The organism is Orrella sp. 11846 (genome assembly GCF_048820935.1).
Classification (GTDB): domain Bacteria; phylum Pseudomonadota; class Gammaproteobacteria; order Burkholderiales; family Burkholderiaceae_B; genus Algicoccus.
The window spans coordinates 1-24,604 of the sequence record NZ_JBMERD010000019.1 but is presented as its reverse complement, the minus strand read 5'-3'; the positions used below and the strand labels follow the sequence as shown (position 1 = coordinate 24,604).

Here is a 24,604-nt window from a genome sequence, read left to right as displayed (position 1 = left end):
ATGCTGTTTGGGATTCAATGGGATACAGCTAATGACTGGGTCTTTGCTTGGTCGATTTTGCCGATTTTGCTCAAAGGCATGGTGGTGACGATTCAGGCGACCTTGTTGGGTTTTGTCGTTGGGGCGCTACTGGGTTTGTTATTTGCCGCACTTAAAAGCGTGCGTTTCAAACTGATTGCGTGGCCGGCCACGGTGTTGACTGAGTTTTTACGGGATACGCCACTGTTGGTACAACTGTTTTTTCTGTATTACGTGTTGCCAGATTACGGCTTGGTGCTACCTGCATTTTTGACAGGTGCATTGGCGTTGGGAATTCAGTACAGCGCTTATATGTCAGAAGTTTATCGTGCGGGAATTGATTCCATTAGTCATGGGCAAACTGAAGCCGCTCGTGCATTGGATATCACACCATTGCGCACGTTTGCCGTCATCATCATGCCGCAAGCCATCCCACGCATTATTCCTGCCCTGGGTAACTACTTGGTGTCCATTATGAAGGATGTACCGGTTTTGTCGGTCGTTTCTGTTTTGGAGATGCTGAGCGTTGCACGCATTATTGGAGACAGGACATTCAATTACATGGTGCCTTTAACAATGGTGGGAATCTTGTATCTCATCATGACACTGGTTGCTTCGGCGATCGTGCGCTATGCCGATAACCGCTTGCCTAAACAGGGCATTCCACTGCGTTAGGTTGCCAACAGACAAATATAAAGAATGATGAATAAAGCGATGTTGATTGATTCCGAGGATGATAGCCAAGCTGGTTTGGCTATTCAGATGAAGCAAGTTGTGAAGCGTTATGGTGATCTAGTTGTCCTGGATCATCTGGATTTTGAAGTGGCGAAAGGTGAGAAAGTCACCATTATTGGCTCTTCGGGATCCGGTAAGTCCACAGTATTACGCATCTTAATGACGCTTGAGACGATTAGTGAAGGGTTGATCTGGGTGGATGGACAGCCTTTGTGGCACGAAGAGCGGGATGGTCAAATTGTGCCCGCGAGCGAAGGTCATCTGCGAAGTATGCGTAAAAAAATGGGGATGGTTTTTCAGCAATTTAATTTGTTTCCACATATGACGGTCATGCGTAATGTGACCGAGGCTCCGATTCATGTGTTGGGGCTTAGCAAAGCAAAAGCCCTGAAACGCGCACAAACCTATCTTGATTTGGTGGGCATGATCGATCATGCGGATAAATTCCCTGGACAGCTCTCTGGGGGTCAACAGCAGCGGGTGGCCATTGCCCGTGCACTGGCCATGCATCCGAAGATTATGTTGTTTGATGAGCCCACATCGGCCCTAGATCCTGAGTTGGTAGGCGAAGTGCTCAATATCATTACGCGCTTATCGCAAGAGCACTCGTTAACCATGCTCATGGTCACGCATGAAATGGAGTTCGCACGCCAGTTTTCTGATCGCATCTGTTTCTTTGATAAAGGGGTCATCGTGGAGCAGGGGACACCTGAGGCCATCTTTGGAAATCCGCAGATGGAACGTACACAACAATTTTTAAGTTCTGTGAGTTGATCCGTAATGCACGAGTAGGAAACTGGTGGTTTGACGGTTAGGATGTGGGACAATGTGAGACTGAATTGCTTTTCTGGTGCCAATGGTCGGTGCCGATTTGACGACATATAAAGGAACAAAATCGTCCTATGAGTCTTGCATTGAATGATCCCTTACAGTGTGCTGAATCGTTACTGCTGCAGCCCGCAGAACTGAATTTCCACCATTTAGAACGCGCGATGGATGAAATCTTGCACCATCACGTCGATTATGCCGATTTGTATTTCCAGTACACCCGCAATGAAGGTTGGAGCTTGGAAGAGGGCATTGTCAAAACGGGTAATTTCTCGATTGATCAAGGGGTTGGTGTTCGGGCGATCTCCGGTGAGAAAACTGCATTTGCCTATTCAGATGCTTTGTCGAATGCCTCTTTGTTAGAAAGTGCCCGTGCAGTTCGTGAAATTGGCCGAGCCGGACAATCACGGCAAATCCAGATTGCCGTGCAAGATGTGATGCCTAAAGCACTCTATGGCGCTTTTGATCCAGTTAGTACACTGAAACCTGAGCAGAAAGTTCAACTGTTAGAACGCTTGGAGAAGATGGCCCGCGCACGAGATAGTCGGGTGGTTCAGGTCATGGCTGGATTAGGCATGGAGTATGACGTTGTGCTCGTCGTCAATAGCGATGGACGTCGTGCAGCCGATGTGCGGCCTTTAGTGCGTTTGTCTTTGACCGTGATTGCGCAAGAAGGTGATCGTCGTGAAATGGGTCACGCTGGTGGTGGCGGTCGTCATGACTTGTCCTATTTCAGTGATGAAATCCTCGAGAACTATGTGGCTCGTGCCGTGCATGAAGCGACCACCAATCTTGAGGCTAGACCCGCACCTGCGGGTGAGATGACGGTCGTGCTGGGCTCAGGCTGGCCAGGTATTTTGCTGCATGAAGCGGTTGGTCATGGATTAGAAGGTGACTTTAACCGTAAAGGATCGAGTGCTTTCTCAGGTTTAATTGGGCAACGTGTGGCATCACCCGGTGTGACAGTGGTTGATGACGGCACCTTGGAAGGACGTCGCGGCTCGTTAAATGTTGATGATGAGGGTAATGCAACACAGTGCAACGTTCTGATTGAAGATGGCATTTTGCAAGGGTATATGCAAGACAGCTTAAATGCGCGTCTTATGAAAACTGTAGTTACTGGCAATGGTCGACGCCAGTCGTATGCACATTTGCCCCTGCCACGCATGACTAATACTTATATGCTCGCAGGTCAGCACGATAAGGCTGAAATCCTCTCATCCGTGAAACGGGGTTTGTATGCGGTTAACTTTGGCGGTGGTCAAGTGGACATAACCAGCGGAAAGTTTGTTTTTTCTGCTTCAGAAGCCTACATGATTGAAGATGGCAAGGTGACCTATCCGGTTAAAGGAGCTACGTTGATCGGTCACGGTCCTCAAGCATTGCGCAATGTCAGCATGATTGGACATGACATGAGTCTAGATAGCGGTGTCGGTACATGTGGCAAAGAAGGGCAAAGCGTGCCTGTAGGGGTGGGTATGCCAACGATCCGTATTGATGGTTTGACCGTTGGTGGAACCGCCTGAAGAAGTATTTGAAATTCTGTTTGTTGCAAACAAAACACAGTTTTTTAGAAAAAGCTTGCAACAACACTGTTTTTTTGTGGTAGATTGTTTCTCATGAACTCATTCGCAAACGCATTCTTTTTTTATTTTTATGGCTTTCCACCCAAAATGGCGGAAGGACGGATGCGCAGTGCCGAATGAATCATCAGGATAATCCAGAAACCGCCAGCCCAAGCTGGCGGTTTTTTTTTACACACTGCTGGCCTGACATGGCAACAAATCATTAACTTTTATAAGCAAGAGATCAAAACAATGAATACGCAGACTGCACAAACCGCCTTAAGAAACACGGATGACACGCGAATCCGAGAGATCAAAGAACTCTCACCCCCCTCGCATGCCATGCGTGAGTTTCAGATTTCAAATGAGGTTAGCGCTTTAGTTCATGACACTCGAGAGTCAATTCACCGAATTTTGCACGGCATGGATGACCGCCTGATCGTCGTGATTGGGCCTTGCTCTATTCACGATACAAAAGCGGCGCTAGAGTACGCAGATCGCCTCAAAGTGGTCCGCGATCGTTTGAAAGGGGATCTTGAGATCGTGATGCGTGTGTACTTTGAAAAGCCTCGAACCACGGTTGGCTGGAAAGGTTTGATCAATGACCCTGATCTGGATGGCAGTTTCCAGATTAATAAAGGTTTGCGCATTGCCCGTGAGTTGTTGCTCAGCATCAATGAAAAGGGTATGCCAGCAGGATGTGAGTTTCTGGACATGATCACACCCCAGTACATTGCGGATCTGGTTTCTTGGGGCGCAATTGGTGCTCGGACGACAGAAAGCCAAGTGCACCGTGAATTGGCGTCTGGCATGTCGTGTCCAATGGGATTCAAAAACGGCACAGGCGGCAGTATGCGGATTGCTGTGGATGCCATTAAAGCGGCTTCACAGCCTCACCATTTCTTGTCGGTCACTAAAGGTGGCCATTCAGCCATTGTTTCTACTAACGGTAACGAAGATTGCCATATTATTCTGCGTGGCGGTAAAGCACCGAACTACGATGCCGCCAGCGTTCAGCAAGCGGGTGAGGAGTTGGCGAGTGCGGGACTGGCGCAACGTATTATGATTGATACTAGCCACGCGAATAGCAGCAAGAAACCAGAGAATCAACCGATGGTTTGTCGTGAAGTCGCTGCCCAAATGGAAGCCGGTGATACACGCATTGTGGGACTGATGATTGAAAGCCATCTGGTGGGTGGTCGTCAGGATCTGGTGCCCGGTCAGCCATTGACTTACGGACAAAGCGTGACTGATGGTTGCATTGACTGGGAAACTTCAGAGAAAGTGCTGGAGGACTTGGCTCAGGCAGTGCGTGAGCGTCGACGGGTCGTCGCAACTTCAGGAAAATGAGATCGCAATGAATGATACGAAACGAACCACAACGATTCAACAAATGATTCGACAGCCACTGCCCCCGATGCTTGTTGACCGACTTCGGCAGGGACTAGGTGATCGGTTTACCGAGTCGATGGCGGTTCGTGCGCATCATGGACGCGATGAGTCTGCCTATCCGGATATGCCACCGCAAGCAGTCGTCATGGCGCAATCTCGTGACGATGTGGTGTTGACCGTCAAAACCTGTTCAGATTTTGGGGTGCCCGTGATTCCTTACGGTGTAGGCTCTTCACTAGAAGGTCACGTGCTGGCTGTGCAAGGCGGGATTGCACTCGATGTGAGTCGTATGGATCAGATCTTGGCGGTTCATACCGAAGATCTCACTGCCACTGTGCAGCCTGGTGTGACTCGAGAAGCGTTAAATGCACATTTGCGTGAAACAGGTTTGTTCTTTCCGATTGATCCAGGGGCCAATGCGTCAATTGGTGGCATGGCCAGTACGCGGGCTTCTGGCACGAATGCAGTGCGCTATGGAACGATGCGTGACAACGTGTTGTCGCTCGAGGTGGTGACTTCACAAGGTGAGGTTTTGCGCACATCGAGTCGTGCCCGTAAATCATCTGCAGGCTACGACTTAACTGGTTTGTTTGTCGGTAGTGAAGGTACTTTAGGTGTGATCACCGAAGTGACCGTCCGACTCTATCCGCAACCGGAAGCCGTTAGTGCAGCGGTTTGTCATTTCCCCACAGTCGATCAGGCGGTTGCCAGTGTGATCGAAATTATTCAGATGGGAATACCCATCGCTCGGGTTGAGTTGATGGACACCCAAGCGGTACGCGCGACAAACCTCTATAGCAAGCTAGGTTTGCGTGAGACGCCACTCTTATTGTTTGAGTTCCATGGGAGTGAGGCAGGTGTTCAAGAACAGGCACAGACTGTTCAAGACATTACGCGCTCACACGAAGGCATGGGTTTTGAATGGGCGCATCGGCCTGAAGATCGTTCGCGTCTCTGGACTGCTCGACATCATGCATACTTTGCGGGACTCCAATTGCGTCCAGGCTGTCGCGCGAGCACAACTGACGTGTGTGTGCCTATCTCACGGTTAGCGGAATGTGTGGCTAAAACCAACGCATTGTTAGAAACAGTGCCGTTTCCAACCACAATTGTGGGGCATGTGGGGGATGGTAATTTTCATGTGTTGATGATGCTGGATCCTGATGATCCGGCTGAATGGGCCTTGTCTGAAGAAGTGAATTCAAAAATTGTCGGTATCGCCTTGGATGCGGATGGCACGTGTACCGGTGAACATGGTGTGGGCCTTCACAAACGTCAGTTCTTAATGCGTGAGCATGGGCAAGAGGCTGTTGCGATGATGCGTTCACTCAAGCAGGCACTTGATCCAGGCAACATCATGAACCCCGGGAAAATCTTACCCGATCACGGATCTTCAATCATTTAAGCGATACCGGCTTACAGTAAAATCGTTTCATGAACATAGAACAAATCGGAAAAGGACAGACCATTGTGATTGGTCTGTCCGGTGGCGTGGATTCATCGGTGAGTGCCTGGCTGCTTAAGCAACAGGGCTACCATGTGATTGGCCTATTCATGAAGAACTGGGAAGATGACGACGATAGTGAGTATTGCTCAAGTCGTCAGGATTGGTTGGACGCTGCCAGTGTGGCTGATTTGATTGGAATCGATATTGAGGCGGTCAACTTTTCAGCGGAATATAAAGAACGCGTTTTTAGCGCGTTTCTGACGGAGTATTCCGCAGGGCGTACACCCAATCCGGATGTGCTTTGTAACGCAGAAATTAAATTCAAAGCGTTTCTGGATCATGCCATGTCTTTGGGTGCGGAGTTGATTGCCACTGGGCACTATGCCAGGGTGCGCAGGGCCCCTACGGATGATCAACGGTTTGAACTCCTGAAGGCGGTGGATCTGACCAAAGATCAAAGCTATTTTCTGCACCGATTGAATCAACAGCAACTGGCGCGTACGCGGTTTCCATTGGGCGAAATCACAAAGCACGAAGTGAGAGCCTTGGCGACTGAAATTGGTCTACCCAATGCTGCTAAAAAAGACTCGACTGGAATTTGTTTTATTGGTGAACGTCCGTTTCGAGCCTTCCTTAATCAGTATTTGCACAGTGATCCGGGTCCCATCTTGACTGACCGAGGTGAAAAAGTTGGCGAGCATCATGGCTTGGCCTTTTATACGATCGGACAGCGTAAGGGCTTGGGTATTGGGGGTGTGAAGCAGTATCAGCGTCCTGATGGCAGTGGCCCGACGTGGTATGTCGCTAAAAAAGAAATGGCAACGAATACGCTGTACGTGGTGCCCGATCACGATCATCCGTGGTTGTTGGCTAAAAGTTTACAGGCGACTGATTTAAGCTGGGTTGCGGGACAATTTCCTGATGTCTTACAGGGTCTAGGTGCTAAAACTCGTTATCGTCAGACCGATGCACCCGCGCAGTTGATTGTTGGACCGCAAGATAATCAGATGACGGTTGCGTTTGACAGTCCTCAGTGGGCAGTCACGCCAGGTCAGTCGTGCGTGCTGTATCACGGGGATGTGTGTTTGGGTGGTGGGATTATCGAATCGTTTGATCACTGATGACGATCACTTGCGTTTGTTAAGCAGGTTGTTTTTATTTGTTATTAAGACTCGCCGTTCATCCTTTTTAAGAGAACTGTGATTTATGGGGTCAGTGCGGCCGTATGGTAGCCTGAATCTGCAGTTTTAAAGATCGAAATAAGATTTTGATATTTAATTTCCTAGGTCACAAACGAAGGAGTCGAGAATGAGTCACCCTACATGTACGAAAAAACAATTCAAATCAATGACAGCAACGGCATTGATGGGTGCGGGTTTGGTGTTTTTTGGATTAAGTGGAGCTGCGGTCGCAGAAAACTTTCCGACGCAACCGATTAAGATTGTGGTGCCTTTTGGTGCAGGCGGACCTGCTGATTTAGCAGGCCGTGCGTTTGGCCAGTATATGGCTGAGCAGTTGGGTGGTAACGCGGTTGTAGAAAACAAAGGCGGTGGCGGTGGCATCGTTGCCCTGAATTCAGTCGCAAATGCCGCACCGGATGGCCATACGCTGTACTTTGCGGCATCGGGGAACATTACGGTACAACCGCTTTTGATGAATCCGCCGCTTGACGTCAATGATAAATTGCGACCGGTTGCACAAGTGACTTCGAGTCCACATGGATTATTTGTAAGTGGAAAACTGCCCGTCAATACGGTTGAAGAATTTATTGCGTATGCCAAAGCGCATCCAGGGGAGTTGAACTTTGCAACACCGGGCGTTGGTGGTTTAGGCCATTTGGGAGTGGAGGCGTTTAAAAAAGCAGCGGGTATTGATGCGGAAACCATCCATTACAAAGGCGCGGCTGCTGCATTGCAAGACATGATTTCCGGCGAAGTGCACGCGATGGTCAATAGCGTTGGAACGCTCAAACCATTGGTGGACCAAGGTCAACTGAAAGTACTAGGCGTCACTGGTCCAAGCTCAGCAGGTTTTCTGAAAGAAATGCCATTGGTCTCGCAGACCCTACCTGACTTTTCTTATACGACTTGGTATTCGTTTTACGCTCCGAAAGACACACCAGATGACGTTGTAGAAAAAATGAGTCAGGCTTTGTCTAAAGCGGATCAGAACGAGGAGCTTGTAGAAAACCTACGTAAACAAGGCATCGATGTCACCGTCTCGACGCCTGCTGAACTTCAGAAATTAGCAGACAAAGATACGGCCGTCTGGAAGCAAGTTATTTCTGATGCCAATATCAGTTTGAAGTAAGCGATCTAAGATCGGTGGTCATATTCGATATCTGCTCGTGCTTTTAAAGGATATGATCACCGACAGAGGCTTGCAACAACATGTAAAGCTTATGGTTTTTTGATTGTTCTTATGATGTCTTTGGCAAGGTTTGCTCAAATGATGGGCGCTGCATGAGCTTTTGAAAGAGACGATCCAGGTTGGGGTAGGGACTACGCCAGTCAATTTCCGCAAAACGCAGATCCAGATAGCCTAATGCGCAACCCACGGCCACATCGGCGAGTGTGAAGTTCACACCTGTACAAAAGGATTGCTCATCCAAGGCTTCACTCATGTCACTCAGAATGGCATGAATCTTACCTTCCTGACGTGCAATCCATTCGGCACTGATTTTTTCTGCTGGACGTTGTTTCTCTTTGACGATAGTCACTGCGGCATCGAGCAATCCATCTGCCAAGGCTTCCCAACACTTAGTGATCGCCCGATCACGGCCAGTTTGCGGAATCAAACGACCAACGGGAGACAGTGTGTCCAGATATTCAACAATCACACGTGAGTCAAACAGTGCACCATCTAATAGGGCACTTTCTTCCATCAGTAAACAGGGGACCTTTCCGATCGGATTGTGGGTCTGAATCGTTGTGTCAGCTGCCCAGACATCTTCAAGTATCAGCGTGTAGTCGAGTTTTTTCTCGGCAAACACAATACGGACTTTTCGGACGTAGGGGCTAGTAAGAGAACCAATAAGTTTCATGATGCGATGCGATACAAACTCTGAGTGTGGAGAAATGCCTTAAGCGACCAGCCTTTAAACCAAGCAAAGGGTCGGACAAATAGGATAGTCACTGTTAACAGATTATTGTGAAAATACGCAATCAAGGCGACAATCACAATGGGTGCAGTTTAGTCCTTTGACAACATGGTACGCCTTCATTGTCATAATGCTAAACTCTAGTTTGTTAAAACTGTCGTATTTTTACAAATATTCATGCAACTTTCATCTGAACTTAGTGTGTTGAATGCCTTGTCTCCTTTGGACGGTCGTTATGCAGGCCGTTGTCAGGATCTACGGGCTTATTTATCGGAAGCCGCCTTTATGGCCCATCGCGTCGAGGTAGAAGTTGCGTGGTTACTGGCTTTGTCTCAGGCTGGTTTGTCTGAAGTGGCTGCTTTTTCACCCGAAGCGCAAGCTCGTTTGCAAGCTTTGGTGACCAACTTCAGTGAAGCGGATGCGGCACGGATTAAAGCGATTGAACGTACAACCAACCATGACGTTAAAGCCGTGGAATATTGGTTGAAAGAGCAAGTTGAAGATGATCCTGAGTTGTCTAAGGCTGCGGAATTTATCCACTTTGCCTGTACATCCGAAGATATTAACAACACTTCACATGCACTGATGCTTGGTCGAGCCCGTGCGAACGTGCTGGTGCCTGTCTTAGAAGGCTTGCTCGAGCGCTTGCGTCAACTCGCGCTGGCGCATGCCGAGCAGCCCATGCTGTCCAGAACGCACGGTCAACCGGCTTCACCAACCACCCTGGGTAAAGAGTTTGCAAACTTTGCGTATCGCTTGGCAGATTGCATCAAGGATATTCAAGCCGTTACCCCTCTGGCCAAACTCAACGGTGCGACAGGGAACTACAGTGCGCATTTGAGTGCTTATCCTGAGCTGGATTGGGAAGCGTTTAGCGCTGGTGTCTTAAATCAGCTGGGTTTAAAACAAAACACCCATACGATTCAAATTGAGCCCCATGACTGGATGGCTCGATTGTTTGACGCGATTGCGCGTGCCAACACGGTGTTGCTGGATTTAAACAAGGACATGTGGGCCTATATCTCTTTAGGCTACTTTAAACAAAAGCTTAAAGAAGGTGAGGTGGGTTCTTCCACCATGCCGCACAAAGTCAATCCGATTGACTTTGAAAACTCCGAAGGTAACTTAGGTTTGGCTAATGCGGTCTTACGTCATTTATCTGAGAAGCTTCCAATTTCACGTTGGCAGCGTGATCTATCCGATTCGACTGTCCTGCGTAACTTGGGTGTGGCATTGGGTTACTGCATGGTGTCTTATGATGCTTGTGCACGTGGACTTGATAAGTTGGAAGTGAGTGCAGAAGTTATTGATGCGGATTTGGATGCATGCTGGGAGATTCTGGCTGAGCCTATTCAAACTGTAATGCGACGTTATGGCCATGCACAGCCTTATGAGCAACTGAAGGCTTTGACCCGTGGTCGTGCGATTACTGAACAGATGCTCAAGGAATTCGTCCAAGGGCTGGGATTGCCTGAAGCCGAACGTGATCGTCTTTTAGCCATGACACCGCGATCCTACCTTGGGTTGTCAGTGAAGTTGGCCAAAAAGTTGTAATCAAGCGTGTGATCGATTGTGAAAAGAACGGCCTCACAATCTCGAAATGATTCACGTATGCACTAATATATAGTTAGTTCTGTTTGTGGCGTAATTCATGCGTCACAAACAGTTTTGAACGTGTGTTTGAATTATCTCCCCGGAGGTTTTATGTTGAAAACAGCGGTTTCGATTGCAGCGTTGATGGTAGCTGGCACAGTCAGTGCACAAACTGCCCCGAGCTTTGCCAAGCCTGAAGAGGCTGTCCAGTATCGTGAAGGTGCGATGCAGGTCATGAAGGCCCGTTTTGGGGTGCTTGCACCTGTTGTCAAAGGGCAGGTTCCTTATGACAAAGAGGCTGTGCTCAAAGATGTTGAGATCTTTGATGTCGTGGCCAAACTGCCATGGGCAGGTTTTGAGAAAGGTACAGAAGGCGGCAATGCAAAGCCTGATGTCTGGACAAATGCAGAAGTATTTGCGCAAGAACAGCAGAAGTTTTTGTCAGCGCTGGAACCTTTGACGCAAGCCGCCAAAGCGGGTGATTTTGACAATCTGCGCGTAGCCTTTGGTAAGGTTGGTGCAAGCTGTAAGTCCTGTCACGATAGCTTCATGAAAAAGTAATCGTGCAAGACTGATCAGAAGAGAGTTCTGATCGCAAACATCACAAACAACAACGGCACCCTAGAAGGTGCCGTTGTTGTTTGTCGGATATGAATGGATTGCGTTTAAAAAGACATGCCAGCTGATTCTGCCAGATCAATCAGCCACCAGGCACCCGCACCACAGCAAAACGCCAAGATCAGTCCCCATAAACGCAGACCCAGATCATCGCGTGCCATGGGTGAGTCGCTGGCATAGCGAGAGGCGTTGGCGTTGCCTGTGATCATGGCGCGCACGAGACCTTTGCCTGTGAGTGTATAAATCAGAATGGCTAAGAGATGCAGGGCGATCAATGCGATGACAAAGTTTTCATTGGTTGCGTGCACACTGCGCATAAATTGCGCTGTTTGTTGACTAACCTCTGCATAGAAAGGTCCTTCATATAGAATGTCATCTGAAACAAAGAGGCCAGATACGGCTTGAATCGCAATGACCACGAGCATTGCAATTACGGATAGTCCACCCAGTGGGTTGTGTCCTGCGACAGGTGCTGTTCGATGACGTAGGTAGGCGAGAAGTGCTGATGGGCCTTTGATAAAAGTGCCGAATCGGGCGTAATAAGAGCCAGTAAACCCCCAAATCAGACGGAATACTAGCAATGCCAGCGTAAAAATGCCAAAGCGCATATGCCATTCCATCCAGAGACCATCGCCGAGCTTGATCGTGACGAGTGCACCGATGACACAGGCAGCGAATAACCAATGGAATAAACGGGTGGGTAAATCCCAGACACGTAATGCGCAATGCGATGATGAGGAGTTCATGGTTTCAAAAATTAACGATTGTGATAGGGATAATCTGTAACGTTACAAGGATGTAGAGTACACCGAGATGAGTTCAAATCGAGTGTAATTAAAGTTTAATAAGTATTGGATATGCATGAGGCAAGGCTTGGCCACTTGGATCGGGTTGCATTATGATGCCACGCTGATTCTGGCAGCTTTCTTTGAGCATGTTAAGAATGCGGAAACATCGGAAATGGCGAAGAAGTACACTCACATGGAAGCGTAGCATTTGGCACAATTCGTCAATGCGGTCACGTTTTGGGCACAAGACACATCAGAAAGCAAAACGCCACTCGGTTAAGAGTGGCGTAAGTGCTTGAATTCTTTGGTGGCGCATCAGGGACTCGAACCCCGGACCTGCGGATTATGATTGCCAGCTAGTTAAATTATTATACACGGTTTCCTTTGTTTTCAAACACTTAAAGTTCACAAAGGTCCATGAATTTAACCAAAAGTTCACAGATTTGCCACTAAAAGTGCCACTAATTTTGCCACTTAAATCTGAATATTGTGAAACATGTCCTGAACACCATAATTCATGATTGGTGAATCGTACGGGGCACAAATTTTGTTGCTTCATCTTCGGATTCCGACAGAGATACTAGAGATTCCGCAATGAAACTGACGGGAAGGTCCAAATTATCGAGTGCGGTTCAACCAACCTTTGCACAATACTCAATCTGTCCTGCGATAGTGCGGTGCTCCATAATTGCTTCACTATGCGCTTGGTTGTACAAATTCTGAGTAATTTGAATTGGCGTCTACCCTGTGTGTCAACATAGACCTGAGCCACATGATTTTGAGATAAGGTATATATCAGGGCGCTCAGGAGATCAAAAATGCCAAAGCCAATCACCGTTGTTGACCCGATGGTCAAACCCGATCCGGCACTTGAAAAGCGGACTCGCCGGGTCTTTACGGCTGAATACAAACTATCGATTTTTCAGAAAGCTGATGCTTGCAAGCATGGTGAACTGGGTGCGTTACTGCGTCGTGAAAATCAAGAAAGCTCACGATACGCTAACTGACTACTGGCCGAGTGTAACTAAAGTTTATTAAATATGGGACTCATATGAAACAAGGCTTGGCCATTTGGATCCATCTGCGTTATGAAGCCACGCCGGTTCTAGCGGGTTTCTTTGAGCATGTAAAGAATACAGAAACTGTCGGAAAGGGGCGGTTTACATACGATCCATCCTATCTGGAAAGACATGATGCACTGGCATTGTCACCCTCAATTGGCTTGAGTGACCAAGCTTATGAAACATCGGCCAATGGCGGGATCTTCGGTTTCTTACTGGATGCTGGCCCGAACGCTTGGGGACAACAGCTGCTGGATGCCAGTCAACCAGGTTTGGAGACATATGATTACTTGAGACTGGCGCAAGGACATCGCACAGGCGCGCTTTCTTTGAGTAACAGCCAAGACACCTTATCCGTATCACCAAAAACCATCCAACTGTCAGATCTCGAGGTCATTCAGACCGCGATAAAACGGTTTGAGCAAGGTTTACCCATTGATCCCCAGAAGTATGCATTGCTGGCAGCCAGCTCATCTGTTGGTGGTGCAAAACCCAAAGTAGTTATTGAGCATGATGACAAATTATGGATTGCTAAATTTGTTTCTCAAAAGGATCCACCACAGCAACCACCTTTGCCTGTGCTTGAGCACGCCATGCTCACACTTTCAAAACTATGTGGTTTGCAAACGGCTGCATCTAGGCTGATCGAAGTGCAAGGCGAACCTGTTTTGCTGGTTGAACGTTTTGATGCAGAAGTGATCGACAATGGCGATCAACGCTCGATCCACAAAATGCGCTATGCCTCGTGTCGAAGTGCCCTTGAAGAGACGGTCAGTACCTACAGTGGCTCCTACCCACTTCTGGCTCGTCAAATGAAGCTTTGGTCAGAAAAGTATCGAGCAGATCAACGTGAGCTTTTTAAACGTATGGTTTTTAATATCGCAATTAGCAATACCGATGATCATCATCTCAATCATGGGTTTATCGATACAGATGAGGTGATGGGATCCACGCAGTTGCGGCTAAGCCCTAACTTTGATTTGACGCCTATTGTGCCTACAACCCAACGTGTTTATCAGGCGATGGATGTCGGGCAGGAAGGGCCTATTTCGACGTTTGATAATGCGCTCAGTGCACTCGAATCTTTTGGTCTGAGTGATCTGGAAGGTTTGTCTTCGGCGAAAGAGGTGGCGACGTTGGTGCGCGAGAATTGGAGAGAGTCTTTAAAAGCTGTCGGTGTTGATCAGACAGGTATAGAAACCATGCGTCGTTGTTTTGAGCGCCTGGAAATACCTTAAAAATAATTTATTTTCTCAAAATAATTCGCTCCCTGCACCAGCAGGGAGCGATGTCTTTAGGCGTTTAGCTGTTCATCTTGTTGCTCACGAATGTTTTTGCGCACTTCTTCAAGCAAGATGGGCTTGTATTCTGTGTGTTCCACACAAACCGAGTAATAGCGTGGATCAATCACTCGGCGACCATCGGGTAGATCCTTCATTACCCGTCTTTCGTGTAAGTGACCGTGGACGTTACATCCGTACCTGTACAAACTTTCTGGATGGACAGGAATGTGGGACAGCAGTAGCCCATGTAAGGAGTGGTAAGCCAGAATGTCTTTAAAGTGATCGACGTAGTCCCTGAGAGGGAAATTATCGTGATTACCTTTGATGAGGATTTTTTCACCATTTAATCGCGGCATAATTTGCAGTCCGCGACGGTTCACGACTACATCGCCTAAGTGATAAACCTTGTCTTTAGGCTTCACTGTGTCATTCCATGCCTGAATCATGTATTCGTCCATTTCATCAGGATCATCCCAAGGCCGCAGTTTGGTATTGTCATCACGCAGGAAACGGCAGACACCTGCGTGAGAAAAGTGAGTGTCAGAGACTAGAAAAACTGATTTCATATTTTTTCCCTTTTTAATCAATTCAATCAATGAGTGTTTGTTCAATCTGTTGGGCTCGGATCTTTGGAATCACAGCCAAAAATCCGAACCTTGTGTGTTGGTCTAGACCGATTAATGCAAGCGCTGCGCCATGGATTCTGTGTCGCTACCCAACATGTCCAGAATCGCAAAACGCATCTCTCTAGGTGACAGTCCAGCCAGCTTCTGTTTTTGGGCATAGCTCAAGCTGATAGCACCTTGTGGCAAGTTCCAGGCAATTTCCAGATCTTGCACAATGCCTTCGATAATGACGGGTGCATCTTCTGGCCTAGGTGGCGGAAAACTCACCGGTCGTAACCGAGTTTTAAGTGGCTCGGAAATAGGATCAAGCGAGTTGCAAGTCAGGATATACAGACAGTGTGACAAGTCACAGGGTGCCATCAAGTAAATGTCCTGATACTGCTTCGCATTACCTGGCTCCAAGAGATCAAGTAATGCATCCTGAGGATTGCCGCCATTGGTGCCGTACTGATTGGTTTTGTCGACCTCATCCAACAACACCATTGGGTTTGGCGTTTGTGTCTGCAACATAAACTCCACAATTCTCGATGGCCGTGCACTTGACCACCCACGTGTCACGCCTTTAAGGGTTTTGACATCAGACATCCCCGCGAGGTTGAGTAACAATCCTGGAGTACCCAACAATTCAGCCAGTTTTTGAGAGAACCGTGTCTTACCCGTTCCCGGTGGCCCTGCCAACAAGATCGGAGCCATGCCCAGTCGTTGCACACCAAAGCGCTTTCTGGCTAGAAATTCATTCATAATCGTATCGATCGCTTCAGTCGCCCATGGAAATTGGGCTTGCAACTGAGTCCTGATCGCTACGATCTGATCTAAATTTGGCAAAGTCTTGAATGGTAGAGGTTTGCGCAACTTCTGATACTGATCAAGAATGCGATTCTCATCTCGGTCGTTGCTCTTCATCAACGGTCCTTTCAGCACAATCAAGGTATCCGCTTGAGCAGATGAAGCATTCAGAATTTCCTTTGCTTCCAAACGACTAGCATTCATGTCGGTACTTGACGGTCCTTGATAAGTGGCCATGTGCTTTAAACGAGCAATCACAATGCACTGCTGCTCTCGATATAGCCGAGCCTCTGATTGCATGGGTTTGCAGCTCGCCATAGCCTCTAGTACCTGATTCCAGATGGGTTCAATCCAGCTTAGGTCTTGTTGTCGCTTTAACCACTGCTTCGCTTCAAATGCATTGATATCTGCATTCGGTTCTTTAGAAGGGCGCGTGACGATTAAACTCAAATAATTGGCGATTGCTTTAAGGACGTTGTTGAAATCAAGTGTTCCCCAGTATTTAAACTCAGTTGGTTTTGCTGTTGAGGTCATTCGAATCACACTAAGCCAGATCTCCGGAAGTTCTTGTGGCAGAAAAAATCGATCATTCTGAGCTTCACGGGTACTTTCAAGCTGTGGGATCGGATTGGATTCCAAATTCATCTCAATCAACACATCATTCTGTTTAAGTACATAATCCGCCAAAGCCATCGCACCTGATGGGTTGCCAAGTACTTGGGCGTATTTGAACCAAATTTGAGGTGAGCTTCGTCCCCGAACGTTGCTGTTAAAGACCGTTGATTGAACGAACTCACCGATTGAAAGAGCTGCCTTTGCGCGCACATCTAACGGTTGAGCAGGATCGCTCACTTGTTTTAGACATTCTTTCGTTTGTGCCCAGCTCTCAGGCAGCACGCTCTCACTCGAATAAATCAATGCTAGAAAAAAGTCACCAAAAAAGGTTTCTAACGGTAATTTTTTGAGTTCTTCATCACTTGGGTCATTAAAAAAATTGCGCTGCCAAGCAGGCACAGAATCTTTCACAAGCTCATCAGCTTGCAGCTTTTTCATCAGATCATCATGATTTAACATGTCATCAATTCCTATCGACGCAGTTCAGTTGGTACTTGCTGAACCTGCGTTTGTCTTTGATGGCTCCACACGACAGGTAGTGCGCGCGTGGGCCTTATTCATTTCAGCCATCACAGCCATGTTTTACGTAAACAAAATCCAGTGGCATGGCGTATTTCATTCGGAAAACGTATCGACTTAAAAGCGATCTGGATCTTTATCAGGTGGTGATGTTTCACACGTTTAAATGCACCTGAAAATGCCTGTGTATATGAATCAAAAAATAGTGTGCCTAAAACATTCAGACGAGCAGATCCCTCGGACATAATGGTCTCCGATTAAAAATCATTAGAATGAAATTAATAAAGCGGTATTTAATTAACCGCACTGATCTTTGAAATCAGTGAGTAAATTGGAGGAGGGGGTAATACATATTAGACTCCTAGAATCTTTCAATGCACGGAGTCATAAAAAAACCCCGCTCGGTTTATTGGCGGGGTTCATGGCAGACCAACAGTTATCACAGATTAGGCTGGCAAGCTCCCGCACAGGCGCACAGTATCACGCGACGCTATGGTCGTTGATATTGTGCTCAGACGCTGTTGGGGGAGATGTTTCATGTCCTGCCTTTGTTGGTTTTTTATGAATGTTCGTTCAGGATAGCAAATAACATTTTTAATATCAAGATGAAATTTCCATATTGATGTTATTTTGAGACATTTAAATTAATTTTTCTGCAAATGTAAAAAAATTGATTTGAGTTTTGGTTGCTAGTTTCATTCGTTATTCAATTCAATCTGTGGGTGAATTGATTTTTTAATAGTTGATTTGTTAATTCTTTTTATTAATGAGTTGGTTGTTTTCGCATGGATTGTTTGTGTCCAGAGGTTTCTTGAGCTGTGGTGCAAAGCAATTTAAGGAAACTCTGAAAAAGTCCCAGAATTCTTGGAACCCAAATCACTTTCAATTGTCTGACTCTCATACTCAGTTTTTATGACTTTCTGCCATGACACAAATGACCTTTTCTGATCTGGAGTACGGGGTCAAGCGCAAGCAAACACGCCGTGAAAAGTTTCTCAGTGAGATGGATCGAGTAATTCCCTGGGGTTGATTGCTTGCTCTGATTGAGCCTGTATATCCAAAAGGAACGAATGGCAGACCACCATATCTTCTGCAAACCATGCTGCGAGTCCATTTCATGCAGCAATGGTTTGCGTTGAGTGATCCTGCCATGGAAGAGGCCCTGTATGACAGTCACTCGATGCGTCAATTTTCTGGCCTATCGCTGTCAGAAAGTCGCATGCCTGATGAAACCACAATCTTGAACTTCCGAAGATTACTTGAGCGTCACAATCTTGCAGTTCGTATTTTGGCGGAAATCAATGCAGTGCTGGATGAGAACGGTTTGTTGCTTAAGGAAGGGACGATCGTGGATGCCACGATCATTGCTGCACCGAGCTCGACCAAAAATAAGTCTGGAAAGCGAGACCCTGAGATGCGTCAAACTAAAAAGGGGAACAACTGGCACTTTGGCATGAAAGCTCATATTGGTGTTGATGCAGAGTCTGGCTTGGTACACACGGTCACAACAACATCTGCCAATGAACACGATATCACTCAAACCCGTGCGCTATTACACGGTGAGGAAACGGTTGTGTTTGGTGATGCAGGCTACACCGGCGTAGAAAAACGTGAAGAGCTTCAAGATGTGGATGTGACCTGGCACATTGCAATGAAACCCAGTCAACAAAAATCGATCAAGGGCAAACGAATTCAAAACACTGTCGCTCGCATCGAAACTTTGAAGGCGTCGGTTCGCGCCAAAGTTGAGCATCCATTTCGGGTGATCAAGCGTCAATTTGGATTTACCAAAGTCAGGTACAAAGGTCTGGCCAAAAATACCGCTCAGGTACTCACACTGTTTGCGCTAAACAATTTGTGGATGGTACGAAACAAATTAATGAGGTTGACAGGATAATTGCGCCCAAAATGGGCGCATCACCCCAAATTGGGGTGATGAAGACCCTAACATTGGCAAAAATCTGGTCAATTTCATCGTAAAAATCAAGAAATCATGAGAAATAGATAAAATCGACCGTTCGCACCTCCAAATCTCAATTGATCAGAGGTTCCTTAAGCATCTGACCAGCGTTTAACATTGTCAAATAATGACGTTTCTACTCTGATGTCAACAGAATCCCTTGGATTGCATAGCTTTTAGAAAAGGGCGGATGGTCATCATGTACGTCTGGCCATAAGGATCTGCTGTGTGCATGAACTTGTCATTCTCGGAGACTAGCAAAGCAAACTCGCCTTGCATTTCCTCTTCGTATCGATCAATGATTCTTCGGATAGACTCATCAACAGGATCTACGCCGAGCGCTTTAAGCTGGGCGGCAATAGGTACCACACCGCTTGAAATGACATCAATCTGAGACTTGTGCGCCTCAATAAACTCAAGCGCAACCGACTTTGGGCTTTTCATGTTTTCAATTTAAATTCGCCAATTCTCTTCAATTTCAAAAGTGCCACTAATTTTGCCACTTAAATCTGAATTTTGTGAAAATTTGTTTGGTGCACCCATTGGCAAGTTGGATCAAATAATAATGCTCAATCATTGAGGTCGCGGTAAAAGTTTTCGTGAACACCCAGCGCTTCGAGGTAGACCAAACGTATGCCTTCATCGATTGTGTATCCCAATAGGTATAGTTGTCCCTGGCTGCGGAGCTTATAAACGTAAAGCTGTGCTAGATCACCTTTCTTGCGTTCTCCAATCATTGGATTGAGTGCGACAGCTTCAACCGCAATGTCTACGTTTATGGCCGTATTGTTATGAAGTTTTTTGTGGACGCGTGCAAAACGTCGTGTCTGCTTTACGCCATACCTCATGATCGATGGATCGTACGAGGTACGAATTCCGTTGTTTCATCTTTAGATTCTGATAGAGATGCCAGAGACTCCGCAATGAAACTGACAGGTAGGTCTGGATTATCGAGTGCAGCTCGACCAACTTTCGCCCAATACTCAACCTGTCCCGCGATCGTGCGGTGTTCCACAATTGCTTCACTTCGTGCTTGGTCATATAAATCTTGAGCGATTCGAATTGACGTTGTCGTATTCATGCACACCTCCATACAAACATGTCTATTTAATTCTAAATTTACCACAAAAGTGGTAGTTGCCTGTAGTGAGCCTACGACGGTGTGCGAGTCTTGGATGCTTGCGTGCACCAATCAGAAAGAATGGCTATTTGATAATGTGTAAACGCCGATCTGGGATATGAATTAATTTGAAATTTGTTGTTTCATAATCACATCGAAACACGACGTTTCATTTTCTCAAACAATGCTCGTAGATCAGCAGACCTGTCATCCTACCCTAAATATGCGTTAATCTTGGATCCGGTTCTTAATCGACTTCAATGATGAATACCATTACGCGTTTCGTTACATTGTAAAGTTGTTTTGGAACCTTACCGAGCAGACATATGTGTCAACCTTGAGGTGTGCACAACTCAATCTTCTAAAACAGGAAAAAGCAATGCAAAAAAAATATTTGCTGAGTACAGCAATCTTTGGCCTGATGATTGCCACTAGTCAAACATGGGCACAAAGTGCCGCCGAGACCATTGAGCGTGCACGTAGTGAAGCGCGTGAATTTAATGAATATAAGGTCGCACTTGAAGACCCAGATCAAAGCGTTAGACTTGCCTTGTTTGAGGAGATGCTCAAGCTCCCAAACCCACCTCTGCGCATGATGGCAATACAAACCGGTATTAACAGCACAGATAATATTTTGCGTTCGCGGGCTTTGCAAGCGCAGATTATGGGCATGGAGCAACTGCACTTTCAAATTTCGGTTAACCCTAAAGCGCCTAGTAAGGCACAGGAGAGGACTCGAGCTTTTATTGAGAAAGAAGGGGGCTCATTCGTTTTGTATCTTTACGATAAGGATAATGGTGCAGGAACCTTTAAGACTAGTGGTTTTAAATTCGATGGACAGATAAGAAATCTTCAAGTGCAGCTTTATGGCAGCTATGGACAAAATAAAATAGATCTCCATCTTCTTGATGATAATCTTTTGCAGGGAACGTTCTTAAACACTAGTAATGATATAAACGCCTTGGTCAGCGTGCAACTTTTTTAAAAGATTTTAAGGCAGAGTCTGAATATCATTGACCCCTAAATAAACATCAGGAGTAGAGGTGGCTCCTGATGTCGTGGCGTGACTCAATTTAAGACGCAAAAGCTTCGCACGTCGTGGGGCGATCATCATTGTTGCAACGCCATCTACAAACTCTAGTCTCTGTGTTTTTACGGAGTTCCACGATGGTGAGGTTGCATTTGATGATGCCATCAGTTCCAGTATTTTGGGTCGTTCTTCTTCAGGAATACCACGTGCATCAATTCGAATACCTGACAGAGCGTTGCCCTTTGTGAGCAATTCGTAATCCAGACTGACCGGTTTTCCTGCATATGCAAAACGCATTGTTGACGTACTAAGATCTTTCGATTCGCTGTCAGATGTAGTCGATTTAATCGGCAGGGAATCCCATGCGATAAGTTTCAAGGAAGACTGTTGCTGATCTACGTCCTCATTTTCTTTTACAACATTGCCTATTTGCCGCAAAAATTGCTCTGCTTTTTTCAATAAAGTATCTTGTCGGATGACGGTTCCAACACCTGATCGTGCGTGCACTGACAACAACATACCGATTGCATCACCTTCAACAGTCAGCAAACTGCCACTTAGGCCTTTAAAAATTTGTTCGCCTTCAATCAGTGGTTTAATCCGTAGATATTCCGCCTGATCATTGTCTACAACCACCACAGCCATTTGACCAATAGTGCCGTCACCGTTGATAAAGCGAGTTTGGACAGCACGAGCATTCCGCAGTTTGTTATCGACCGCTCGCGGCAAAATTGACATTGATGAACCGCACTGGCCGATGTTTACACCACGCACGCTGAACAAGCTAACATCGTCACCAAGATCATGGCCATTGCTTACTGAACCAAAAATGGACACACGTCCTTCACGTCTGAAATTGACGCCACCTTCTTGAGCAACGTGCGTTGGCATAATCAGCAAACATTGATTCCCGTATGCTGTCAAAAAACCTTGGCCAATCTCCCTAGGTGGAGTGTCATTTGATAAAACAACCACTTGTGCAGCGAAACCATTGGAAATATAGCCGATCATTAGCATCAGAACAAAAACGATAGAGCGCATGAACATTCTGCCTAAAGCATAAAACTCAAAAATTACGTTTAACAATAAAAGTAGAAGCGGTTTTCAAGACCGCATAAACTGCTGCGTCGCATCAACGAATCTTCTCGGTGTATGTGTCTGAGCCACAATTCGTTTTTTTGAATCGTAACCTACACCATGAAAAAAACTGTCTGCAAGCTGGTATGACGCTGACCAAAGAACTCATAATGGAAAGTAACCCTGTCAGTATCAGTAAAACTATGACTAAACTGCTCTGGTGCTTTAAACGTACCCACCAACCAGCCTCAAATTTGTAATCACCACCACCAAAACGTTGGATGACTACTTGTTCAGCAGGTGCATGTGCAACAACTTCCATGAGATAGCTTTCTTGAAAACGACTATCCAGTCGATCAATCCGTAGAAACCCTTTTGGTATTACAGAATGTGTGTCTGGTGCTTCAAAATTGACGCGATCACCCAGCATGAGAACCGAGTGCTCAGCGACTGTTCTACCAGTTAGGTGGTCTTCAGACGCTGAATACACAGCGATTTCTCCAGAAAGCAGCATATGTTGTGTGCCCCACGAGATATCTTGTCCCACCATAAGAGACCCAGAAAATGGCAATACAATCACACCCAATTCATCACGAGAACTCAATTCCTCAACTGATATTGCAGGCCAGGTAATGTTCACATCTTTATTCAACACTGCCAAAACCTTACCAGTTTCCTTGTCGAATACTTCTCCCAAGATCTGATCGGAAGCAGAATGACGAACCGTCATAAGCAGCTCACCTGCTCTGGTGGTTTCTAGATGTACTGTCAGTGGCGAGTTTGACGTGGCAAACAAATGAATTGCAGTGGCTTGTCCGTCTTCCGGCACGCCGGTGTTTAACCTTGCCCAATGACGACCTTCGCAAGCCTTATCATTCTGAACCCATAGGTTGGTTTCTGTGTCAGTGGCACCAACTCCGGCCGCCTGGCGCATCCTCATACATATGACAGCGTCATCCAGTAGCCATTTTTGGGAAACTCTTAAGTCCAGGTGTGTTACTTCTGTTTTTGCCAAAAGTGTGAGTTGCCAGGCAACAGGGCGAAACACCAACCATAATGCAAATAAAAGGCATCCCAAGAAAAGAAGGCCAACTAATAACAGAACCGTTCGCCGAGTCGTTCTGTTTTTGTGGGGTGCGTTCATGGAAAGCTTGCTCCCCTCACAACAACAACCTCAGTCACTGGAAGTTCACGTCCAAAACGCTCACGCTCCACAATTACAGAGGTCTTGTCAGACGCAGGATTGCTCGGGAGTGCAATGCTGCAAACATGATCAAAATTAGTACGTTGTTTTTCGATAGGTTGGCAACTTCCATGCACGTTACCTGTACTAATAAAAACATCCGTTGCGTTTAAGGTATTGACGTACACACGTAAAATATTTGTATTCAGTTCATGGTCTGTATGTAAGGGCAACACGACTTCAGTATTGCTGGCTTCATCACAGGAGTGGGGGGTTGCCTTTAATGCAAGGTTTGGGTCCGTATACTCCCTCGCAAGCTCCTCTAAATGTTGTGAGTATCCATATGGCAGTAAGACCGGAGAGCCTGAATCCAGACTTTGAGGGAGTTTGAATTCATTGCGTGAAGTGTAAGACCCATCATTCGACTCGACGGATAGACAAACTGTTTCATGTTCTGGCTTGGGGAATACAATTAAGGATGCTAAAGATTTACCATCGAAATGGGCGTCGTAAGAAACACCCACTATGACAGATCCACTCACCTTCACATCACGGTTGTATTGTTCATTAAAACTTCCTTTGAGCTCGCCTTTTGAAAGTACCTGTGACATTGCAGCTACAGAAAAAAAAGCAAGAATTGCAGTCAGTAAAAACGAGTAACCTTTGAAGGTTTTTGTACGCACGAATACACTCCTCAGTTCGCCCAAAAAACATAACTAGCGAAAAATCAAATGTTCATTCAAAAATTTTAGAATAAGCTCGAAAATTTACGATTCGCCAAGAGAACACTTCCACTACCTTGTGTGTTTCACTGGTTTCGGACAAATTCTTTGATCAGAATGTCCTGCATATTCTTAGTGCCACTTTAAGTAAGCTGACTTTTGTAGTGAGCAACTTTCCAGAGCTACAGCTGCGTAATAGGAAATGATTGTGGTTGATCACAAAACTCTCTCAGCATTCCTTGTAACCACCGATAGCATATAGCAAATGCGCGCACATGATTTCGGTCTATTAAGGGTCGTGAGATATCAATCCAGCATTGTGCCGTTAAATACTCTGTGACACAAAGGGTTTCTTATATAAAATTCAAGAAATCGAAATATATAGTGATAACTCGGTACGAAGAGTCTGTGAAGCCAACCTGCTGTGCATGTACAACCAATACGGAAGATTGACCTTGGCGTTAGGTTCTTATTGTCAAAGGCGGGTCTTCAATTTCCAGAAATATGCCATTGCTATCATGAACAACAATTCCCGTGC

General features: G+C 46.4%; 24 protein-coding genes and 2 pseudogenes. 15 read left to right on the top strand and 11 right to left on the bottom strand.

What is annotated here, in order from left to right:
* The 7 genes from ehuD to ACOI06_RS13000 all read left to right on the top strand — a co-directional run bounded on the left by ehuD (position 1) and on the right by ACOI06_RS13000 (position 8,295).
* The gene (gene ehuD / locus ACOI06_RS13030; RefSeq protein ID WP_420663028.1) at positions 1-693 is read left to right on the top strand and encodes an ectoine/hydroxyectoine ABC transporter permease subunit EhuD; all 693 of its coding nucleotides are present in this window, start codon (positions 1-3) and stop codon (positions 691-693) included.
* A 39-nt stretch (positions 694-732) separates the two neighbouring features.
* Complete coding sequence (gene ehuA, locus ACOI06_RS13025; RefSeq protein WP_420663027.1) at positions 733-1,527, top strand: ectoine/hydroxyectoine ABC transporter ATP-binding protein EhuA; 795 nt, start codon at positions 733-735, stop codon at positions 1,525-1,527.
* Between the two features lie 128 nt (positions 1,528-1,655).
* Positions 1,656-3,107: a metalloprotease TldD gene (gene tldD, locus ACOI06_RS13020; protein WP_420663026.1), complete on the top strand. Its 1,452-nt coding sequence runs from the start codon at positions 1,656-1,658 to the stop codon at positions 3,105-3,107.
* Between the two features lie 291 nt (positions 3,108-3,398).
* On the top strand, positions 3,399-4,496 hold the full coding sequence (gene aroG / locus ACOI06_RS13015; RefSeq protein ID WP_420663025.1) for a 3-deoxy-7-phosphoheptulonate synthase AroG: 1,098 nt from the start codon (positions 3,399-3,401) through the stop codon (positions 4,494-4,496).
* A 7-nt stretch (positions 4,497-4,503) separates the two neighbouring features.
* Positions 4,504-5,943 (top strand): FAD-binding oxidoreductase, encoded by a 1,440-nt coding sequence (locus ACOI06_RS13010; RefSeq protein ID WP_420663024.1) that lies wholly within the window; start codon positions 4,504-4,506, stop codon positions 5,941-5,943.
* 29 nt (positions 5,944-5,972) lie between these two features.
* Entirely contained in the window at positions 5,973-7,106 is a 1,134-nt protein-coding gene (mnmA, locus tag ACOI06_RS13005; protein WP_420663023.1) for a tRNA 2-thiouridine(34) synthase MnmA, read from the top strand.
* 187 nt (positions 7,107-7,293) lie between these two features.
* Complete coding sequence (locus ACOI06_RS13000) at positions 7,294-8,295, top strand: Bug family tripartite tricarboxylate transporter substrate binding protein (RefSeq protein ID WP_420663022.1); 1,002 nt, start codon at positions 7,294-7,296, stop codon at positions 8,293-8,295.
* A gap of 109 nt (positions 8,296-8,404) precedes the next feature.
* Here the strand turns inward: ACOI06_RS13000 and ACOI06_RS12995 are convergent, their stop codons facing one another.
* A complete protein-coding gene (locus tag ACOI06_RS12995; protein WP_420663021.1) occupies positions 8,405-9,028 on the bottom strand; it encodes a glutathione S-transferase family protein in 624 nt (207 codons plus the stop codon).
* Positions 9,029-9,262: 234 nt separating this feature from the next.
* Here ACOI06_RS12995 and purB point away from each other — a divergent pair, with 234 nt between their 5' ends.
* On the top strand, positions 9,263-10,639 hold the full coding sequence (gene purB / locus ACOI06_RS12990) for an adenylosuccinate lyase (protein ID WP_420663020.1): 1,377 nt from the start codon (positions 9,263-9,265) through the stop codon (positions 10,637-10,639).
* Between the two features lie 150 nt (positions 10,640-10,789).
* On the top strand, positions 10,790-11,239 hold the full coding sequence (locus ACOI06_RS12985; RefSeq protein WP_420663019.1) for a c-type cytochrome: 450 nt from the start codon (positions 10,790-10,792) through the stop codon (positions 11,237-11,239).
* 266 nt (positions 11,240-11,505) lie between these two features.
* Here the strand turns inward: ACOI06_RS12985 and ACOI06_RS12980 are convergent.
* Positions 11,506-12,042 (bottom strand): annotated as a pseudogene (locus tag ACOI06_RS12980) (cytochrome b/b6 domain-containing protein); the annotation flags it as partial.
* A 115-nt stretch (positions 12,043-12,157) separates the two neighbouring features.
* On the opposite strand from ACOI06_RS12980, the gene ACOI06_RS12975 reads away from it, so the two are divergent.
* Positions 12,158-12,289 (top strand): hypothetical protein, encoded by a 132-nt coding sequence (locus tag ACOI06_RS12975; protein WP_420663018.1) that lies wholly within the window; start codon positions 12,158-12,160, stop codon positions 12,287-12,289.
* 427 nt (positions 12,290-12,716) lie between these two features.
* Here the strand turns inward: ACOI06_RS12975 and ACOI06_RS12970 are convergent, their stop codons facing one another.
* Positions 12,717-12,812, bottom strand: a complete 96-nt coding sequence (locus ACOI06_RS12970) for a TA system antitoxin ParD family protein (protein WP_420663049.1) — start codon at positions 12,810-12,812, stop codon at positions 12,717-12,719.
* 90 nt (positions 12,813-12,902) lie between these two features.
* On the opposite strand from ACOI06_RS12970, the gene ACOI06_RS12965 reads away from it, so the two are divergent.
* Both ACOI06_RS12965 and ACOI06_RS12960 read left to right on the top strand, forming a co-directional pair.
* Positions 12,903-13,091: a hypothetical protein gene (locus ACOI06_RS12965; RefSeq protein WP_420663017.1), complete on the top strand. Its 189-nt coding sequence runs from the start codon at positions 12,903-12,905 to the stop codon at positions 13,089-13,091.
* Between the two features lie 44 nt (positions 13,092-13,135).
* On the top strand, positions 13,136-14,383 hold the full coding sequence (locus tag ACOI06_RS12960) for a type II toxin-antitoxin system HipA family toxin (protein WP_420663016.1): 1,248 nt from the start codon (positions 13,136-13,138) through the stop codon (positions 14,381-14,383).
* Positions 14,384-14,439: 56 nt separating this feature from the next.
* Here the strand turns inward: ACOI06_RS12960 and ACOI06_RS12955 are convergent, their stop codons facing one another.
* Together ACOI06_RS12955 and ACOI06_RS12950 are read right to left on the bottom strand one after the other, a co-directional pair.
* Positions 14,440-14,994, bottom strand: coding sequence for a hypothetical protein (locus ACOI06_RS12955; RefSeq protein WP_420663015.1), 555 nt, complete (start codon positions 14,992-14,994; stop codon positions 14,440-14,442).
* Positions 14,995-15,105: 111 nt separating this feature from the next.
* Positions 15,106-16,914: an AAA family ATPase gene (locus ACOI06_RS12950; RefSeq protein WP_420663014.1), complete on the bottom strand. Its 1,809-nt coding sequence runs from the start codon at positions 16,912-16,914 to the stop codon at positions 15,106-15,108.
* On the opposite strand from ACOI06_RS12950, the gene ACOI06_RS12945 reads away from it, so the two are divergent.
* Positions 16,913-17,095 carry a hypothetical protein gene (locus ACOI06_RS12945; protein ID WP_420663013.1) on the top strand — a complete coding sequence of 61 codons (183 nt, stop codon included), beginning with the start codon at positions 16,913-16,915 and terminating at the stop codon, positions 17,093-17,095. The genes ACOI06_RS12950 and ACOI06_RS12945 overlap by 2 nt on opposite strands.
* 804 nt (positions 17,096-17,899) lie before the next feature.
* Positions 17,900-18,871 (top strand): annotated as a pseudogene (locus ACOI06_RS12940) (IS5 family transposase).
* 210 nt (positions 18,872-19,081) lie between these two features.
* Here the strand turns inward: ACOI06_RS12940 and ACOI06_RS12935 are convergent.
* From ACOI06_RS12935 to ACOI06_RS12925, 3 genes are all read right to left on the bottom strand, one after another.
* Positions 19,082-19,378: a hypothetical protein gene (locus tag ACOI06_RS12935; RefSeq protein ID WP_420663012.1), complete on the bottom strand. Its 297-nt coding sequence runs from the start codon at positions 19,376-19,378 to the stop codon at positions 19,082-19,084.
* 125 nt (positions 19,379-19,503) lie between these two features.
* Positions 19,504-19,782: a type II toxin-antitoxin system RelE/ParE family toxin gene (locus tag ACOI06_RS12930; protein ID WP_420663011.1), complete on the bottom strand. Its 279-nt coding sequence runs from the start codon at positions 19,780-19,782 to the stop codon at positions 19,504-19,506.
* On the bottom strand, positions 19,779-20,015 hold the full coding sequence (locus tag ACOI06_RS12925) for a ParD-like family protein (RefSeq protein ID WP_420663010.1): 237 nt from the start codon (positions 20,013-20,015) through the stop codon (positions 19,779-19,781). Before ACOI06_RS12925 ends, ACOI06_RS12930 begins: the two co-directional genes overlap by 4 nt.
* Before the next feature lie 418 nt (positions 20,016-20,433).
* Between ACOI06_RS12925 and ACOI06_RS12920 the strand changes: the two genes are divergently transcribed.
* The gene (locus tag ACOI06_RS12920) at positions 20,434-21,039 is read left to right on the top strand and encodes a hypothetical protein (protein ID WP_420663009.1); all 606 of its coding nucleotides are present in this window, start codon (positions 20,434-20,436) and stop codon (positions 21,037-21,039) included.
* Positions 21,040-21,045: 6 nt separating this feature from the next.
* Here the strand turns inward: ACOI06_RS12920 and ACOI06_RS12915 are convergent, their stop codons facing one another.
* The 3 genes from ACOI06_RS12915 to ACOI06_RS12905 form a co-directional block, all read right to left on the bottom strand.
* Positions 21,046-22,125 (bottom strand): hypothetical protein, encoded by a 1,080-nt coding sequence (locus tag ACOI06_RS12915; protein WP_420663008.1) that lies wholly within the window; start codon positions 22,123-22,125, stop codon positions 21,046-21,048.
* A 91-nt stretch (positions 22,126-22,216) separates the two neighbouring features.
* Positions 22,217-23,305 carry a hypothetical protein gene (locus tag ACOI06_RS12910; RefSeq protein ID WP_420663007.1) on the bottom strand — a complete coding sequence of 363 codons (1,089 nt, stop codon included), beginning with the start codon at positions 23,303-23,305 and terminating at the stop codon, positions 22,217-22,219.
* Positions 23,302-24,027, bottom strand: a complete 726-nt coding sequence (locus tag ACOI06_RS12905; protein WP_420663006.1) for a hypothetical protein — start codon at positions 24,025-24,027, stop codon at positions 23,302-23,304. The genes ACOI06_RS12910 and ACOI06_RS12905 overlap by 4 nt, the downstream gene beginning before the upstream one ends.
* Between the last annotated feature and the right edge of the window lie 577 nt (positions 24,028-24,604).

Bases quoted from the DNA above. Each gene is read 5' to 3' on its own strand.
- ACOI06_RS13010 (WP_420663024.1), top strand. From the start codon at position 4,504: ATGAATGATACGAAACGAACCACAACGATTCAACAAATGATTCGACAG.
- ACOI06_RS12965 (WP_420663017.1), top strand. From the start codon at position 12,903: ATGCCAAAGCCAATCACCGTTGTTGACCCGATGGTCAAACCCGATCCG.
- aroG (WP_420663025.1), top strand. From the start codon at position 3,399: ATGAATACGCAGACTGCACAAACCGCCTTAAGAAACACGGATGACACG.
- ehuA (WP_420663027.1), top strand. From the start codon at position 733: ATGTTGATTGATTCCGAGGATGATAGCCAAGCTGGTTTGGCTATTCAG.
- ACOI06_RS12915 (WP_420663008.1), bottom strand. From the start codon at position 22,125: ATGCGCTCTATCGTTTTTGTTCTGATGCTAATGATCGGCTATATTTCC.
- ACOI06_RS12930 (WP_420663011.1), bottom strand. From the start codon at position 19,782: ATGAGGTATGGCGTAAAGCAGACACGACGTTTTGCACGCGTCCACAAA.
- mnmA (WP_420663023.1), top strand. From the start codon at position 5,973: ATGAACATAGAACAAATCGGAAAAGGACAGACCATTGTGATTGGTCTG.
- ACOI06_RS13000 (WP_420663022.1), top strand. From the start codon at position 7,294: ATGAGTCACCCTACATGTACGAAAAAACAATTCAAATCAATGACAGCA.
- ACOI06_RS12995 (WP_420663021.1), bottom strand. From the start codon at position 9,028: ATGAAACTTATTGGTTCTCTTACTAGCCCCTACGTCCGAAAAGTCCGT.
- ACOI06_RS12945 (WP_420663013.1), top strand. From the start codon at position 16,913: ATGTCATCAATTCCTATCGACGCAGTTCAGTTGGTACTTGCTGAACCT.
- purB (WP_420663020.1), top strand. From the start codon at position 9,263: ATGCAACTTTCATCTGAACTTAGTGTGTTGAATGCCTTGTCTCCTTTG.
- ACOI06_RS12985 (WP_420663019.1), top strand. From the start codon at position 10,790: ATGTTGAAAACAGCGGTTTCGATTGCAGCGTTGATGGTAGCTGGCACA.
- ehuD (WP_420663028.1), top strand. From the start codon at position 1: ATGCTGTTTGGGATTCAATGGGATACAGCTAATGACTGGGTCTTTGCT.
- ACOI06_RS12975 (WP_420663018.1), top strand. From the start codon at position 12,158: ATGAGGCAAGGCTTGGCCACTTGGATCGGGTTGCATTATGATGCCACG.
- ACOI06_RS12950 (WP_420663014.1), bottom strand. From the start codon at position 16,914: ATGTTAAATCATGATGATCTGATGAAAAAGCTGCAAGCTGATGAGCTT.
- tldD (WP_420663026.1), top strand. From the start codon at position 1,656: ATGAGTCTTGCATTGAATGATCCCTTACAGTGTGCTGAATCGTTACTG.
- ACOI06_RS12935 (WP_420663012.1), bottom strand. From the start codon at position 19,378: ATGAAAAGCCCAAAGTCGGTTGCGCTTGAGTTTATTGAGGCGCACAAG.
- ACOI06_RS12925 (WP_420663010.1), bottom strand. From the start codon at position 20,015: ATGAATACGACAACGTCAATTCGAATCGCTCAAGATTTATATGACCAA.
- ACOI06_RS12910 (WP_420663007.1), bottom strand. From the start codon at position 23,305: ATGAACGCACCCCACAAAAACAGAACGACTCGGCGAACGGTTCTGTTA.
- ACOI06_RS12960 (WP_420663016.1), top strand. From the start codon at position 13,136: ATGAAACAAGGCTTGGCCATTTGGATCCATCTGCGTTATGAAGCCACG.
- ACOI06_RS12955 (WP_420663015.1), bottom strand. From the start codon at position 14,994: ATGAAATCAGTTTTTCTAGTCTCTGACACTCACTTTTCTCACGCAGGT.
- ACOI06_RS12920 (WP_420663009.1), top strand. From the start codon at position 20,434: ATGCAAAAAAAATATTTGCTGAGTACAGCAATCTTTGGCCTGATGATT.